14 protein-coding genes are annotated in these 15,109 nt (G+C 62.5%); 4 read left to right on the plus strand and 10 right to left on the minus strand.

What is annotated here, in order from left to right; translation table 11 throughout:
- Positions 1–14 precede the first annotated feature (14 nt).
- The 4 genes from HWW83_RS20870 (at position 15) to rsmJ (ending at position 3,813) form a co-directional block, all read left to right on the plus strand.
- On the plus strand, positions 15–419 hold the full coding sequence (locus tag HWW83_RS20870) for an ASCH domain-containing protein (protein WP_047026522.1): 405 nt from the start codon (positions 15–17) through the stop codon (positions 417–419).
- 16 nt (positions 420–435) lie between these two features.
- The gene (locus tag HWW83_RS20875; RefSeq protein WP_176589527.1) at positions 436–897 is read left to right on the plus strand and encodes an HIT family protein; all 462 of its coding nucleotides are present in this window, start codon (positions 436–438) and stop codon (positions 895–897) included.
- A 118-nt stretch (positions 898–1,015) separates the two neighbouring features.
- Positions 1,016–3,058, plus strand: a complete 2,043-nt coding sequence (gene prlC / locus HWW83_RS20880) for an oligopeptidase A (RefSeq protein WP_033645356.1) — start codon at positions 1,016–1,018, stop codon at positions 3,056–3,058.
- A gap of 8 nt (positions 3,059–3,066) precedes the next feature.
- A complete protein-coding gene (rsmJ, locus tag HWW83_RS20885) occupies positions 3,067–3,813 on the plus strand; it encodes a 16S rRNA (guanine(1516)-N(2))-methyltransferase RsmJ (protein ID WP_099784600.1) in 747 nt (248 codons plus the stop codon).
- A gap of 28 nt (positions 3,814–3,841) precedes the next feature.
- Here the strand turns inward: rsmJ and HWW83_RS20890 are convergent, their stop codons facing one another.
- The 10 genes from HWW83_RS20890 to HWW83_RS20935 all read right to left on the minus strand — a co-directional run bounded on the left by HWW83_RS20890 (position 3,842) and on the right by HWW83_RS20935 (position 14,982).
- Positions 3,842–4,441, minus strand: a complete 600-nt coding sequence (locus tag HWW83_RS20890) for a KpsF/GutQ family sugar-phosphate isomerase (protein WP_170853399.1) — start codon at positions 4,439–4,441, stop codon at positions 3,842–3,844.
- A complete protein-coding gene (locus tag HWW83_RS20895) occupies positions 4,441–6,078 on the minus strand; it encodes an FGGY-family carbohydrate kinase (RefSeq protein ID WP_042785537.1) in 1,638 nt (545 codons plus the stop codon). The genes HWW83_RS20890 and HWW83_RS20895 overlap by 1 nt, the downstream gene beginning before the upstream one ends.
- Before the next feature lie 10 nt (positions 6,079–6,088).
- Complete coding sequence (locus HWW83_RS20900; protein ID WP_015379368.1) at positions 6,089–7,042, minus strand: ABC transporter permease; 954 nt, start codon at positions 7,040–7,042, stop codon at positions 6,089–6,091.
- A 1-nt stretch (position 7,043) separates the two neighbouring features.
- Entirely contained in the window at positions 7,044–8,033 is a 990-nt protein-coding gene (locus HWW83_RS20905; RefSeq protein ID WP_015379367.1) for an ABC transporter permease, read from the minus strand.
- Entirely contained in the window at positions 8,026–9,525 is a 1,500-nt protein-coding gene (locus HWW83_RS20910) for a sugar ABC transporter ATP-binding protein (RefSeq protein ID WP_176589528.1), read from the minus strand. The genes HWW83_RS20905 and HWW83_RS20910 overlap by 8 nt, the downstream gene beginning before the upstream one ends.
- A gap of 105 nt (positions 9,526–9,630) precedes the next feature.
- On the minus strand, positions 9,631–10,617 hold the full coding sequence (locus HWW83_RS20915; RefSeq protein WP_033636379.1) for an autoinducer 2 ABC transporter substrate-binding protein: 987 nt from the start codon (positions 10,615–10,617) through the stop codon (positions 9,631–9,633).
- Between the two features lie 329 nt (positions 10,618–10,946).
- Positions 10,947–12,290 (minus strand): NADP-specific glutamate dehydrogenase, encoded by a 1,344-nt coding sequence (gdhA, locus tag HWW83_RS20920; RefSeq protein WP_016930438.1) that lies wholly within the window; start codon positions 12,288–12,290, stop codon positions 10,947–10,949.
- Positions 12,291–12,490: 200 nt separating this feature from the next.
- Positions 12,491–12,928 carry a universal stress protein UspA gene (gene uspA / locus HWW83_RS20925; RefSeq protein ID WP_004930988.1) on the minus strand — a complete coding sequence of 146 codons (438 nt, stop codon included), beginning with the start codon at positions 12,926–12,928 and terminating at the stop codon, positions 12,491–12,493.
- 267 nt (positions 12,929–13,195) lie between these two features.
- The gene (locus tag HWW83_RS20930; RefSeq protein ID WP_033645350.1) at positions 13,196–14,104 is read right to left on the minus strand and encodes a LysR family transcriptional regulator; all 909 of its coding nucleotides are present in this window, start codon (positions 14,102–14,104) and stop codon (positions 13,196–13,198) included.
- A 104-nt stretch (positions 14,105–14,208) separates the two neighbouring features.
- A complete protein-coding gene (locus tag HWW83_RS20935) occupies positions 14,209–14,982 on the minus strand; it encodes an SDR family oxidoreductase (protein WP_033651782.1) in 774 nt (257 codons plus the stop codon).
- Positions 14,983–15,109 lie beyond the last annotated feature (127 nt).

Raw genomic sequence — 15,109 nt, forward strand, 5'->3', positions numbered from 1 at the left:
AAAGGGACAGGACGATGAGCAAACAGGCGATTTTGGCGAATTACCCCGACGCGGCGCGCTGGGCGTTCGGCGACGGCCCCGCGTTAGCCGACGAACTGCTGGGGTTGGTGCTGAGCGGGGATAAAACCGCCACCTGCAGTTCCTATGCGAGCTATCGTCGGGAACAAACCCCGAGGATCGGCGATTACAACATCGTTCTTGATGGCCGCGGCGAACCGGCCTGCGTGATCAGGACCCTGGCGCTGCGCCTGGTGCGCTACGACCAGGTGACCGCCGAGATGGCGGCCAAAGAGGGCGAAGGCGACAAAAGCCTGGCATTTTGGCGCGAGGGGCATCAGGCATTCTTTACCCGCGAGGGGAGCTTTGCGCCGGACATGTGGCTGGTATTCGAAGAATTCGAACGGGTTGAAACGCTGTGAATCACAAGGAGAAAGGATGAGCTGCATTTTTTGCGACATCGTGGCGGGCAAGGCGCCGTGCCATAAAATCTGGGAAGACGACGACCATCTGGCGTTCCTGTCCATCTTTCCCAACACCGACGGCTTCAGCGTGGTGATCCCCAAGGCGCACCACCCGAGCTACGCGTTTGATCTGCCGGACGAGGTGCTGAGCGCGCTGATGCTGGCGACCAAGCGGGTGGCGCGGCAGCTGGATCGCGCGTTCGACGACGTCGGCCGCTGCGGCATGGTGTTCGAGGGCTACGGCGTCGACCATGTGCATGCCAAACTGATCCCGCTGCACGGCACTGCGTCGCTGGAGCAGTGGCGGCCGATCGAATCGACCTCGCCGAAGTTTTTCACGCGTTACGAAGGCTACATTTCCTCCCACGACGCCGCGCGCGCCGACGACGAACAGCTGGCGGCGCTGGCCGCCCACATTCGCCAATGCGCCGTTTAAGGCACGAACGATCAACGCCGGGCATTGATTTTCCTGTTGCCCGGCTCCATGTTAGAGATTCATACGCATTTTAAGGCTCGCCCTCGCGGCGGGCCCCAACGCTAATCAGGACTGCCCTATGACAAATCCGTTGCTGACCCCGTTTTCCCTGCCGCCGTTCTCGGCGATCCGCCCTGAAGATATCGTGCCTGCGGTGCAATCCGCGCTGGCGGACTGCCGCGCCGCGGTAGAGCGCGTGGTCGCGCAGCCGGGGCCGTTCACCTGGGACAATCTGTGTCAGCCGTTGGCGGAGTCGGACGATCGCCTGTCGCGCATTTGGTCGCCGATCGGGCACCTGAACTCGGTGAAAAACAGCCCGGAGCTGCGCGCCGCCTATGAGCAGGCGCTGCCGCTGCTGTCCGAGTACGGCACCTGGGTCGGCCAGCACGAAGGGCTGTACCAGGCCTACCGCAGCCTGAAAGAGGGCGCGGCGTTCGAAACGCTGAGCGTGCCGCAGCGCAAGGCGGTGGACAACGCGCTGCGCGATTTCGAACTCTCGGGCATCGGCCTGTCGGCGGACAAACAGCAGCGCTACGGCGAGATCGTCGCGCGCCTGTCCGAACTGGGCTCTACCTACAGCAACAACGTGCTCGACGCCACTATGGGCTGGAGCAAACTGATTACCGACGAAGCCGAGCTGAGCGGCCTGCCGGAAAGCGCTCTGGCGCAGGCCCAGGCGATGGCGCAGGCCAAAGAGCAGGACGGCTGGCTGCTGACGCTGGACATGCCGAGCTACCTGCCGGTGCTGACCTACGCCGACAACCGCGCGCTGCGCGAAGAGATGTACCGCGCCTTCGCCACCCGCGCCTCCGATCAGGGGCCGAACGCCGGCAAATGGGATAACAGCGAAGTGATGGCGGAAACGCTGGCGCTGCGCCATGAGCTGGCTCAGCTGCTGGGCTTTGACACCTACGCCGACAAGTCGCTGGCGACCAAGATGGCGGAAAGCCCGGAGCAGGTGATCGGCTTCCTGAGCGATCTGGCCAAGCGCGCCCGCCCGCAGGCCGAGCAGGAGCTGGCGCAGCTGCGCGCCTTCGCCAAACAGCACTATGGCGTGGACGAGCTCGACGCCTGGGACATCACCTATTACGGCGAAAAACAAAAGCAGCACCTGTTCTCCATCAGCGACGAGCAGCTGCGCCCGTACTTCCCGGAACAGCGGGTGGTGGAAGGGCTGTTCGAGGTGGTGAAACGCATCTACGGCATCACCGCCAAAGAGCGTAAAGACGTGGATACCTGGCATCCGGACGTGCGCTTCTTCGATCTGTTCGACGCCGACGGCGAACTGCGCGGCAGCTTCTACCTCGATCTGTACGCCCGCGAAAACAAACGCGGCGGCGCCTGGATGGACGACTGCGTCGGCAGCCTGCGCAAGGCCGACGGCACGCTGCAAAAACCGGTCGCTTACCTGACCTGCAACTTCAACCGCCCGCTGGGCGACCAGCCGGCGCTGTTCACCCATAACGAAGTGACTACGCTGTTCCACGAGTTCGGCCACGGTCTGCACCACATGCTGACGCAGATCGATACCGCCGGCGTCTCCGGCATCAACGGGGTGCCGTGGGATGCGGTCGAGCTGCCGAGCCAGTTTATGGAAAACTGGTGCTGGGAGCCGGAAGCGCTGGCGTTTATCTCCGGCCACTACCAGAGCGGCGAGCCGCTGCCGAAGGCCATGCTCGACAAGCTGCTGGCGGCCAAGAATTACCAGGCGGCGCTGTTCATTCTGCGCCAGCTGGAGTTCGGTCTGTTCGATTTCCGCATGCACTTCGAATACAGCCCGGAGAAAGGGGCGCAGATCCTGCCGACGCTGGCGGAAGTGAAGAAAATGGTGGCGGTGGTGCCTTCGCCGAGCTGGGGCCGCTTCCCGCACGCCTTCAGCCACATCTTCGCCGGCGGCTACGCGGCGGGTTACTACAGCTACCTGTGGGCGGAAGTGCTGTCGGCCGACGCCTACTCGCGCTTCGAAGAAGAGGGGATTTTCAACGCCGAAACCGGCAAATCCTTCCTCGACAACATCCTGTCGCGCGGCGGGTCGGAAGAGCCGATGGCGCTGTTCAAACGCTTCCGTGGCCGCGAGCCGCAGCTGGATGCTATGCTGCGCCATTACGGCATTAAAGGATAACCCGACACGTGAGCGTGTGTTTATTGTGTGAAGCAGGCGCCGATCCCGGCGCCTTGTCTGTTTTGGCGCAGCGCTGGCGGCTGACGTCCGACGACGACGCGCCGATGGCGCTGGTACTGACCCCGCAGCGGCTGGAGCTGCGCAAGCGCGACGAGCCGAAGCTCGGCGGGATCTACGTCGATTTCGTCACCGGTGCCATGGCGCACCGGCGCCGTTTCGGCGGCGGCCGCGGCGAGGCGGTGGCCAAGGCGGTCGGCATCAAGGGCAGCTACCTGCCGGACGTGGTGGACGCCACCGCCGGGCTGGGGCGCGACGCCTTCGTGCTGGCGGCGCTGGGCTGCCGGGTGCGGATGCTGGAGCGCAATCCGGTGGTGGCGGCGTTGCTGGACGACGGCCTGCAGCGCGGCTATCAGGATGCGGAAATCGGCCCGTGGCTGCGCGAGCGCCTGACGCTGCTGCACGCCTCCAGCCTGACGGCGCTGGCGGATCTCAGCCCGCGCCCCGAGGTGGTGTATCTCGATCCGATGTTCCCGCACAAGCAGAAAAGCGCGCTGGTGAAGAAAGAGATGCGGGTGTTCCAATCGCTGGTGGGCAGCGACGATGACGCCGACGGCCTGCTGGAACCGGCGCGCCGTTTGGCGACCAAGCGCGTGGTGGTGAAACGCCCGGACTACGCGCCGCCGCTGGCCGACGTGCCGGCGCACGCCGCCACGCTGACCAAAAGCCACCGTTTCGACATCTACATGCCGCTGTAATGTCTGCCGGGCCCGCCGTGTCGGGCCCTCAGTTTTCCTCCCGCAAACTTTTCCCCACGCCGCCGGCCGGATGCACCGCCAGCAAGGCGGCCTTGTCATAGCCGCTGCGCGTCATCAGGCAGGCGCAGGCGGCGTCGAAGATCGCCAACACCAGCACAATCGAGGTGGTGGCCAGCATGTTCAGCGGATCTATCTCCCGTTGCACCCCGGAGGCGATTGTCAGCTGCGCCGCCTGTGCGATGGCGGAATGCGGGTTTTCCGTCACCGCGATCAGCGTCACCCCCTTGGCCTGCAGCGTCGGCAGCAGGCGGGTCAGCTCGTCGGAATTGCCGCCGCGCGAGATCAGGATCAGCAGATCGTCGGCGCGCAGGAAGCCCAGATCGCCGTGCGCCGCGCCGGTGGCGTCGAGATAGACCGCCGGCCGCTCCACGCAGGCCAGCATATGGGCTATCTTGCGCGCCGCAATCCCCGAGGTGCCGACGCCGGTGACGGCGATTTTACCGCGGCAGTCGGCCAGCAGCGCCAGCAGCCGTTGCCAGGTGCGCGCGTCGAGGCGTTCGCCCAGCTGCGCCAGCTCCTGGCTGTAGGTTTGCCAGCCCTGCACGGCCTGCCGCCACTCTTGCTGCATCACGCCTCCTCCTGCATCAACCGGCGGTATTTCATGTGGTCGTTGTACAGCTCGTGGAACACCCGGTATTTGCGATCGTAGTAGCTTTTTATCTGGTTGGTCTGCGGCGTCACCGTCTTGCCGATGCGGCTCATGGCGCTCATCGCCTCCGGCAAGGTGTCGAACACGCCGGCCGCCACGGTGCCCATCATCGCGCCGCCCAGCAGCATCGCTTCGCTCTCCTCCGGCAGCAGCATGGCGCAACCGGTGGCGTTGGCGTGCTCTTGCACGAAGATCGGGTTCTTGGTGCCGCCGCCGCTGGCCATGATGGTGTCGATGCTGTAGCCGCTGTGGTTCATGGTTTCGATGATGTGGCGGGTGCCGAGCGCGATGGCCTGAATGGTGGCCAGGTAGTGCAGCGCCATGTCCTCCGGCGTGCGCGACAGCTTCAGCCCGGTCAGGATGCCGGTCAGCGTCGGGTTGGCGCGCGGCGAGCGGTTGCCGTGGAAGTACGGCAACATGTGAATGTCCTGCGTCAGGAAGGCGATGTTCTCCGGCTCGCCGGCCATGCGGCGCAGAATGGCGTTCAGCACCTCATAGATGGTCTGGCCCTGAGTTTTCGCCTGCGCCAGCAGATCCTGATAGCACGGGTGCGACTGGATGACGTGGTCGATCAGCGCGCCGGTGGCGGACTGGCCGCCTTCGTTCAACCAGTATTCCGGCAGGATCGCCGAGTAATACGGCCCCCAAACGCCGCCGATAAAGCGCGCGGTGCGCGACATCGCCATATGGCCGGTGGAGGTGCCGCCGATCAGCGCGACGCGGCGGTTGAAGTCGGCCACCTCGCCGGAGACGCCGGTGGCGCCCAACGTGCCGAGGGTGCCGGCGTGGGCGTCGATGATTGACACGCTCACCGCCGTGCCGGCGATCAGCCCCATCTCGCTGGCGGCGCGCTGAGTCAGGCCGTGGCCCAGCGGCTCGCCCATCATTTTAACGTCGCTGCCGATCTTGGCGGCGTCGTGTTCCAGCACGTCTTCCAGCCCGATCTGCTGGAAGTAGCTCTTGTCCCAACGCTGCTCGTGGCCGAGATAGGTCCACTTGCACACCGTCGAGCACAGCGAGCGGGTGGCGTCCTGGGTGGCGCGCCAGGTGAGGAAGTCCGGCAGATCGAACAGGTAACCGGCGTTGGCCCAGGTGGTGGGCATGTGTTGCTTCAACCACAGCAGTTTCGGCGTCTGCATCTCCGGCGAAATGATGCCGCCGACGAAGTCCAGCACCCGGTGTTTGGTGGCGTTGATGCGCTCGGCCTGGGCGATCGCCCGGTGATCCATCCACACGATGATGTTCTGCTCGGTGCGGCCGGAGGGGCTGACGGTCAGTGGTTTGCCTTCTTTATCCAGCACCACCAGCGAACAGGTGGCGTCGAAGCCCAGCCCTTTGACCTGGATCGGGTTGATGTCGGCCTGGTTGACCGCATCGCGCACCGCATTGCACACCGCCTGCCAGATGTTATCCGACGACTGCTCGACGAAATCCGCCTTCGGCCGGTACAGATCGATGGCCCGGCTGGCCTGGCCGACCATGCGGCCATTGAGATCGAATACGCCCGCGCGCGCGCTTCCGGTGCCCACATCTACGCCAATAAAATAGCTCGCCATTATTTTCTCCTCAGGCTTTTCGATTCTGTAACGCGATAAACAGGATCAGCACGCCGCCCCACAGGGCCATGGTCAGGTAGCTGCTGACCCCCAGCAAATTGAGGCCGCTTTCCAACATTTGCAGCACGATCAGCGCCAGCACCAGCCCCAGAATACGGCCGAAACCGCCGTCCGGGTTAATGCCGCCCAGCACCGAGGCCAGAATGGTCACCAGCAGATAAGATTCGCCGTAGCCGGCCTTGGCCGAGTTGAACTTGGCCATCATCAGCAGGGCGGCGCCCCAGCCGAGCAGCGCCGACAGGATATACACCGCGATCTGCACCCGCGCGGTGTTCACGCCGCTGAAGCGGGTGGCCTGCTCGTTGGAGCCGATCAGGTACAGGCTGCGCCCCAGCGTGGTGTGCTCCAGCAGCAGCCACAGACCCACCGCCACCAGCAGGAACAGGATCAGCGCCACCGGCACGCCGAGCACGGCGCCGTTGCCGAGAAATTGAATCGCCGCCGGGAAGCCGGAGATCACCGCGCCGTTGGACAGCAGAATATTCAGGCCGGTGATCAGGGTCATGGTGCCGAGCGAGGCGAGGATGGGCGAGACGCCTATCCAGGCTACCAGCACGCCGTTGAGCGCGCCGATCGCCACCGCCACCAGCAGGCCGGCCAACAGCGCCAGCGCCAGGAACAGCGGCTGGTCGGGATGGCTGACGATGATCGCCGCCATCACCAGCGAACAGGCGTTGGCGCCGGCGATGATCGACAGGTTGATGCCGCCGGTCAGCATGGTGATGCCCATGCCGAGCGCCAGCAGGCCGAGGATCGGCAGCTGCGAGGCGATCGACTGGAAGTTGCCGAGGCTGAAGAAGCGCGATCCGAGCAGCCCGGCGAACAGCAGCGCCACCGCGATGATGATCGCGCCCTGCAGGCGAATGATCCGATCGTTTGGGATCAACCGAGTTAACTGCGTCATGTCAGATCTCCTTGAGCAGCTTGCGTTTTTCGTTCCAGGCGGTGGTGCTGATGCTGATCAAAATGATCGCGCCGCTGAATACCTGGTGCCAATAGGCCGAGACGCTGAGCAGCGTCAGCCCGTTTTGCAGGAAGGCCAGCAGCACCACGCCGAGCAGGGTGCCGGTCAACGATCCGCGGCCGCCGCTCATGCTGGTGCCGCCCAGCACCACCGCCGCCAATACCGTCAGCTCGAAGCCGAGCAGCGAGTTGGGCGCCACCGACTGGGTGATCTGCGCCTGCACCACCGCCGCGACGCCGGCCAGAATGCCCATATAGCCGTAGACGCAGAAGTGCAGCCGCAGCAGGTTCAACCCCAGGCGCGACGCCGCGTCGCGGTTGCCGCCCATGGCGTAGATCTGGCGCCCCAGCCGGGTGCGGTTCATCAGCACGCCGGTGACGACGATGGTCGCCAGCAGGCACAGCAGCGGCAGCGTCAGGCCGTAGTCGTAACCGTCGGCGCCCTGGAACGAGAACCAGTTGATGCCGTTCATGAACCAGTCCGGGAAGCCGTACAGCCAGGTGCCGTTGGTGGCGTACACCAGCAGGCCGTAGAACAGGTTAAGGGTAGCGATGGTGATGATGATCGCCGGCACTTTCAGCCAGTACACCAGGAAACCGTTCACCAGCCCGAGCAGCAGGCCGACGCCAATCGCCAGGGCGAACGCCAGCGGGAAGCTGCCGCCGTGCTGGATCACCCAGCTGGCCATCACATACTGCGCGATGGCGGTGACTGCCGGGAACGAAATGTCGATGCCGCCGGCGATCAGCACCACGAACAGCCCGCAGGCCAGGATGCCGAGAATGGCGTAGCTGGTGGCGACGTCGGTCAGGTTGCCGAGCGTCAGAAACTCATCGGTGCCGGCGCTCAGGCCGATCGCCAGCAGCAGCACCAGCAGGCCGAGATAAAACTCGTGCCGCCCGGCCAGGCGGGCCAATAATGACTTATCCATTCACCACCTCGGCGATCTGTTGTTCGGTACTCTGGTGCGGCGCGAATTCGGCGATCAGCTCGCCTTTGCGCATCACCATCACCCGATGGCTGTTGTAATAGGCTTCCGGGATCTCGTCGCAGATCATCAGCACCGCCATGCCCAGCTGCGCCAGATCGCGGGCGATCTGGTAGATCCCCTCTTTGTTGGCGATGTCCACGCCGACGGTGGGCGAGTCGAGGATCAGGATCTTCGGCTGGGTCGCGACCCATTTGGCGATGGCGATGCGCTGGGCGTTGCCGCCGGACAGGGTTTTCACCGGCAATGCGCTGTCGGACACCTTGATGTTCAAATCGCGGATCAGCCGGTTAACCAGCTCGGTCGCCTTGGCGTGATCCAGCAGCCCGAGCGAGGTATGCAGCCGATCGAAGACGGTGACGATGGTGTTGTCGTAGATCGATTGCTCCATGATCAATCCCTGCGTCAGACGATCCTCCGACACATAGCCGATGCCGTGGCGCACCGCTTCGCGGTTGTTGTGCAGCTGCACCGGCCGGCCCTCGATGCGGATCTCGCCGCTGTCCGGCCGCGTCATGCCGAACAGGCTGAGGCACAGTTCGGTGCGGCCGGCGCCGAGCAGGCCGACGATCGAGACGATCTCGCCGCCGCGCAGCGCCAGATTGACGTTGCGGTATTTCTCGCCGCGGCTGAGGTTGCGCACCTCGAGCAGCGGCGCCTGTTCGGCCGGCGGCAGCGGGGGCAGCGGGCTGTAATGGAAGCGTTGGCCGGTCATCAGGAACGCCAGTTCATGGCTGTCCAGTTCGCTGGCCGGCCAGGTGCCCACCAGCTTGCCGTCGCGCATCACGCTGATGCGATCGGCGACTTCCATCACTTCATCCAATCTGTGGCTGACGAACACCACGCAGATGCCGGCTGCTTTCAGCTCGTTGACCACCCGCAGCAGGCCGTCGACTTCCTGGCGGGTCAGCGAGGCGGTCGGTTCGTCCATGATAACCAAGCGCGCTTCGGCGGCGATGGCGCGGCAAATCGCCACCAGCTGCCGATCGGCGATCGACAGTTTTTCCACTTTTTTATCGGGATCGATGTGTACGCCGACCCGCGCCATGGCGTCCAGCGCCGTCTGGCGCATCACCCGCTTGCGCACCCAGAAGTGGCCGCCGGGCAGGTAACGGTGGATGGCGATGTTTTCCGCTACCGTCAGGTTAGGGAACAGCGACAGGTCCTGGTAGATCACCTGTATGCCGTAATAACCGGACAGCTGCGGCGTCAGGGCGTGGAAGAGTTTGCCTTCCAGCGAAATATTGGCGCCTTTTTCCGGCTGATAGACGCCGGAGATGATTTTAATGATGGTGCTTTTGCCGCAGCCGTTTTGTCCGGCCAGGCAGTGCACTTCGCCTTTATTCAGCGTCAGGTTGATCTGGTCTAATGCCAGCACGCCTGGGAATCGCTTGCTGATATTCTCCAGGGTGATAAATGCGGGGGAGGCTGTCATAACGTTAACCTGTGCTTGCGTAGCGGCCGAAGCCCTGGGCGCAGCAACGCTGCGCCCCTACGAGGGTTTAACTACTTTCCCGGTGTGGCGAAATTACGCGAAAAATCAGAATCCGAGCGATTGGGCGTTGTCTTTGGTCACTTCCAAAATCTTATTAAACCGAATCACTTTGTGTTCCATATCGACGTCGGCTTTGCCGAGGCCCTCGATCGACAGGTCCTTATTCACTTCTTTGCCCTGCAGCAGCTGGTCGGCCACCGTCACCAGCGCATAACCGGCGTCTTTCGGATCCCACAGCAGCGCTTTCTTGATGTCGCCGCGCATCAGGTAAGGAGCGGCCTGCGCCGGCATGGCGATGCCCACCACCGCGATTTTGTCCTTGGCGCGTTTCTTGGCCACCGCCTGGCCGGCGCCGATTGGGCCGAGCGAACCGAAGCCGATGATGCCCTTCATCTGCGGATAGGTTTTCATCAGATCCAGCGTGGTGGCGTAGGATTTGTCGATGCTTTCCGCCACCGGCAAGCGCGAGGTGACTTCAAACATGTCCGGGTATTTTTCTTTCTGGTATTTGATGGCGGAATCGGCCCAGGCGTTGTGCAACGGCACAGTCAGCGAGCCGACGTAGATCGCGTAGCCGCCTTTGCCGCCCATGTCTTTCGCCAGCTCATCGACGTTGGCCTGCGCGTATTTCTCGCTGTCGATGGTCTCGATGTCCCACTGGCCGATCTGCTGGTCCGGGGATTCATGGGTCAGCACCACGATGCCTTTGTCGCGCGCTTTTTTCAGCACCGGCTCCAGCACCTTGGCGTCGTTCGGCACCACGATGATGGCGTTGACGTTCTTGGCGATCAGATCCTCAATCACCTTGACCTGCGCAGCCGGATCCGGCGTAGACGGGCCGGTCTGGTAAGCGTTGACGTCGAGTTTTTTCGCCGCTTCGTTGACGCCCACTTCCATGCGGTTGAACCACGGAATGCCGGTCACTTTGGCGACCACGGCAATCTCATATTTATCAGCGGCGAACACAGGTGTTGTCGATAACATGCACGCAGAAACCACACATGCATTTAATAATGCGAGGTTAAATTTCATTAGCTGTACCTTTTTTTATCTGTAGGGGTGGCGGTTTTTCCACCGCTGCAGATTACAAAGGAATGGAAGAGGGAGCGTAGCCGAAGTTAATGAAATGTGATCTGCGCACATTTAAGTAAAATACTGGCGTATTTAGTGTTAAATAAATGTTTAATTATTTGGCGGTGGTAAATTTACTACCAATTAAACGGCTATGAATAACCTTTTATTAACTTTTAATTAACGTTTGCGCATCATTTTGATGGCTTGGACGCGGAAAAAAATGCCGGCGCAGAGGCCGGCATTGAAGCATTTAATCGATGTGTGAACAAGATCACCTTTGCGCCCGATTACAGCACGCCCTGGGCCAGCATCGCCTCCGCAACCTTAACGAAACCGGCGATATTCGCGCCGTGTACATAGTGGGTTTGCTTGCCCTCGCCGCCGTATTCCACGCAGGCATGGTGAATATCCGCCATGATATGTTGTAAACGTACATCCACTTTTTCCGCCCGCCAGCCGATGCGCGCGGCGTTTTGCGCCATCTCCAGCCCCGAGGTGGCCACGCCGCCGGCGTTGGCCGCCTTGCCGGGCGCGAACAGCACCCCGGCGTCGAGGAAGGCGTCGGTGGCCTGGATGGTGGTCGGCATGTTGGCGCCTTCCGCCACCGCTTTCACCCCGTTGCGGATCAACGTCTGCGCCGCCTCGAGATCCAGTTCGTTCTGGGTGGCGCACGGCAGGGCGATATCCACCGGCACGCTCCACGGCTGCTGGCCCGCCAGGTAGGTCAGGCCGCGTTCGCGGGCGTAGTCCGCCACCCGGCCGTAGCGCTGGTTTTTGATCTCCGCCAGGTGCGCCAGCTTCTCGGTGGTGAAGCCGTCTTCGTCCACCAGAGTGCCGCCGGAATCCGACACGGTGATCACGCGCGCGTCCAGCTCCAACGCTTTCTCGATGGTGTACTGCGCCACGTTGCCGGAGCCGGACACCGCCACCCGCATCCCCTCAAAGCCCAGGCCGTGGCGCTGCAGCATGGCGTCGGTAAAGTACACCAGGCCGTAGCCGGTCGCCTCGGGGCGGATCAGGCTGCCGCCGAAGGAGAGCCCTTTGCCGGTAAACACGCAGGCGGTGTTGTTGGACAGTTTCTTCATCATGCCGGCCATAAAGCCGACTTCACGGCCGCCGACGCCGATGTCGCCGGCCGGCACGTCGGTGTCCGGGCCCAAGTGGCGATACAGCTCGGTCATCAGCGCCTGGCAAAAACGCATGATCTCGCCCTGGCTTTTGCCTTTCGGATCGAAATCGGAGCCGCCTTTGCCGCCGCCCATCGGCAGGGTGGTCAGCGCATTCTTGAAGGTCTGCTCAAAGCCGAGGAACTTCAGGATCGACAGGTTTACCGACGGGTGGAAGCGCATGCCGCCCTTGTAGGGGCCGATGGCCGAGTTGAACTGGACGCGAAAGGCGCGATTGACCTGCACCTGGCCGCGATCGTCCACCCAGCTGACGCGGAACTGAATGATGCGCTCGGGCTCCACCAGGCGCTCCAGCAGCGCCTGTTCGCGATAGCGCGGGTTGCGCTCGATAAATGGCCACAGCGAGGTGAACACTTCGCGCACGGCCTGCAGATATTCCGGCTGGTGGGGGTTATGGCGTTGTAACGAGGACAGGAAAGACTCTACCGATACGGCATATTCCATGGATAACTCCTTTTAGCATTAAATTTTCCCCCGCTATTTCTTATAGATTTGGGTATAGGTGATGCTCGGGGGAGGATGTTGTGTCTTTAGCGACTATATCATCGGAGGGCGGTTGATTATCAAGCGATTAATCGGCGTGGCGGCATGAAAAACGCCCGCAGGGCGCGGGCGTTGGGCAGTTAAGTTAGCAAGCGCTTACTTTATTCGTCTTCTTCGTCGCGCAGCGGCACGATCAGCATATCGATGTGCACGGTATTGATCAGCTGGCGAGCGGAAGACATCAGCTTGCTCCAGAAGTCCTGGTGGTGGCCGCACAGCACCAGGTCCATGTCGTATTTCTTGATGGCGTCCACCAGCACCTGCGCCAGATCGCCGCTGCCGCTCAGGGTCTCGGTGATCGGGTAGCCGGCGTTTTGCGACAGCTCGGTCAGCGCCTGGTGAGTTTCTTCAGAGATGCGCTTTTGCATGTCGCCGAGATTGACGTCGATAAGGCCAGTATAGAGATCGGAATAGTTGACATCGACGTGGATCAGAGAAACTTTGGCGTTATACGGCCGCGCCATAGAGACGGCTTTTTCTACCAGGATCTTGCTTTCCGGGGATAGGTCTACCGCGATCAATATGTGTTTGTAAGCCATAAGAATACTCCTTCCATAAACATGCCGATTAAAAAGGGTTAGCAGGCGTTCCGTGTACCCGCCTGGCGCTTTTGGTTCCATAGTATCATTCGGATAACGCAATGATATGTTGGGGCGATCACACTGCGCCGCATCGAAAATCTCTGCGCACGATACCTTTCGTTGTACACCCGCGCGGCGAAAAAGCCTAAGGGTTATGCGGGTTTTAACGGTCTGACCGCTTGAATTATAAGCGTTATTAAACAAAGTATAGCGCTAAATGTGCAATCAGCGCTCCAGATGCGGTTGCAGCAGGCTTTCAAACCACTCATGAAACACCGCCAAACGGCGGGAACGCTGGCGGCGATGGGGGTAGATCAGGGCGATCGGCATGGAGGCGGCGCGGTAACCGGGCAGGACTTCCACCAGTTCACCGGCGTCGAGCAGGTGTTGCACGTCGTAGCGCGGGATTTGCATCAATCCCAGCCCGGCGCGGCAGCAGGCGATATAGCTTTCGGCGTTGTTGACCACCACCCGGCTGGGCAAGTCGAGCCGCTGGGTGTGGCCGTCGCCGGTCAGGTATTCCCAGGGGGATTCGCGGCCGGTTCTGGGCGAGGCGTAGCCGATGCTCCAGTGCCCCTCGGCGAGATCGGCGGGATGAAGAGGATGGCCGAATTCGCTCAGGTAGGCGGGGCTGGCGCAGTTGATCAGCGCGATATGGCCGAGTGGGCGCATCACCAGGCTGCTGTCGTGCAGATCGCCGACGCGCACCGCGCAGTCGACCCCTTCCTGCACCAGATCGATGGCGCGATCGGCGGAGCCGAGCACCAGCTGCAGATGAGGGTGGCGCCGCAGCAGGCTGGGCAGCGCCGGCGCGATCAGCCGACGGGCGATGCGGCTCGGCACATCGACGCTGAGCCGCCCGGAGGCCTGCCGTTGGCTGGCCTGAAACGACTGATCGATATCTTCCACCTCGGCCAGCAGCGGGCGCAGCCGTTCGAGCAGCTGTTCGCCGTCGGCGGTCAGCCGCACTTGCCGTGTGGTGCGGTGCAGCAGGCGCACGCCCAGCTGCGTTTCCAGTTGCTGAACGGCGGCGGACACCGAGGCGCGCGGCACCTCCAGAGCATGGGCCGCCCGGATAAAGCTGCCCATCTCCGCCACCTGCACGAATACGCGGTATTGATTGAATCTGTCCATCTCGTTGACCTGCTGTTCCTTGGCGCCGTTTCTGACAGAGAGTGTAGCCGCATGGCGCGGTTGCGCGCGAGCAGGTGCGGGGGCGATAGGTGCCCCCGCCGGGTTTATTTGGTGGTGTAGCCGCCGTTGATCAGGATGGTTTGGCCGGTTACCCACCAGCCGTCGCTGACCAGATGACGGATGAACGGCACCACGTCTTCGATATCGGTCAGGCCGGTTTGGCTGAATGGCGACAGCGCCGCCGCCGTCTTGTGGTAGGCCACGGCGTCCGCGCCTTCCGCCGGGTAGAAGAACGGGGTATCCATCGGGCCGGGGCCGACCGCCGTCACGGAGATGCCGCGCTCGCCGAACTCCTTGGCGGCGGCGCGGGTGAAGTGCTCCACCGGCGCTTTGGTGCCGGCGTAAGCGGCGTAGAACGGCGTGAAGGCGCCGAGCAGCGAGGTGACCAGCGTGCAGATTTTGCCGTTGTCGTTAAGGTGCTTACCCGCTTCTTTCAGGAAGAAGAACGCGGTTTTGGCGTTGACCGCGGTCATCTCGTCGTACTCGGCTTCGCTGATGTCGATCAGCGGCTTTTTCAGCACCTTGCCGACGGTATTGATGGCGATATCCGGCTTGCCGACGGCGGCGACAGCATCGGCGAACAGCTTCTCGACCGCGCCTGCGGTGGTCAGATCGGCCTGCAGCGCGACGCCTTGCGCCCCGGCGGCCTGAATGGCGGCGACGGTTTTCTCCGCCTCGGTTTTGGAGGCGGCGCTGTTGTAGTGGATCACCACCGCTTTGGCGCCTTGCTCAGCCAAATCGCGCGCGATCAGCCCGCCGAGGTTCTTGGCGCCGCCGGCGATCAGGACGGTTTTTCCCTTGATTGAATGGTTTGCCATAACAGTTTCCTTGGATAAGCGTAACGGAAACCTGAGTCTAGCCAGCGTGGGGGGAAAGATCAGCGGCGTGGCGCGGGATAGACTATCCATAAAAACAGCCTAATCGAAAACGGGCGGTTATCGCTTA

This window comes from Serratia ureilytica (assembly GCF_013375155.1).
In the GTDB taxonomy this organism is placed as follows: Bacteria; Pseudomonadota; Gammaproteobacteria; order Enterobacterales; family Enterobacteriaceae; genus Serratia; species Serratia ureilytica.

What these genes read in the sequence shown, in the direction of transcription:
- HWW83_RS20870 (WP_047026522.1), top strand. Translation starts at nt 15, where the DNA reads ATGAGCAAACAGGCGATTTTGGCGAATTACCCCGACGCGGCGCGCTGG.
- HWW83_RS20875 (WP_176589527.1), top strand. Translation starts at nt 436, where the DNA reads ATGAGCTGCATTTTTTGCGACATCGTGGCGGGCAAGGCGCCGTGCCAT.
- prlC (WP_033645356.1), top strand. Translation starts at nt 1,016, where the DNA reads ATGACAAATCCGTTGCTGACCCCGTTTTCCCTGCCGCCGTTCTCGGCG.
- HWW83_RS20890 (WP_170853399.1), bottom strand. Translation starts at nt 4,441, where the DNA reads ATGCAGCAAGAGTGGCGGCAGGCCGTGCAGGGCTGGCAAACCTACAGC.
- HWW83_RS20895 (WP_042785537.1), bottom strand. Translation starts at nt 6,078, where the DNA reads ATGGCGAGCTATTTTATTGGCGTAGATGTGGGCACCGGAAGCGCGCGC.
- HWW83_RS20900 (WP_015379368.1), bottom strand. Translation starts at nt 7,042, where the DNA reads ATGACGCAGTTAACTCGGTTGATCCCAAACGATCGGATCATTCGCCTG.
- HWW83_RS20905 (WP_015379367.1), bottom strand. Translation starts at nt 8,033, where the DNA reads ATGGATAAGTCATTATTGGCCCGCCTGGCCGGGCGGCACGAGTTTTAT.
- HWW83_RS20910 (WP_176589528.1), bottom strand. Translation starts at nt 9,525, where the DNA reads ATGACAGCCTCCCCCGCATTTATCACCCTGGAGAATATCAGCAAGCGA.
- HWW83_RS20915 (WP_033636379.1), bottom strand. Translation starts at nt 10,617, where the DNA reads ATGAAATTTAACCTCGCATTATTAAATGCATGTGTGGTTTCTGCGTGC.
- gdhA (WP_016930438.1), bottom strand. Translation starts at nt 12,290, where the DNA reads ATGGAATATGCCGTATCGGTAGAGTCTTTCCTGTCCTCGTTACAACGC.
- uspA (WP_004930988.1), bottom strand. Translation starts at nt 12,928, where the DNA reads ATGGCTTACAAACACATATTGATCGCGGTAGACCTATCCCCGGAAAGC.
- HWW83_RS20930 (WP_033645350.1), bottom strand. Translation starts at nt 14,104, where the DNA reads ATGGACAGATTCAATCAATACCGCGTATTCGTGCAGGTGGCGGAGATG.
- HWW83_RS20935 (WP_033651782.1), bottom strand. Translation starts at nt 14,982, where the DNA reads ATGGCAAACCATTCAATCAAGGGAAAAACCGTCCTGATCGCCGGCGGC.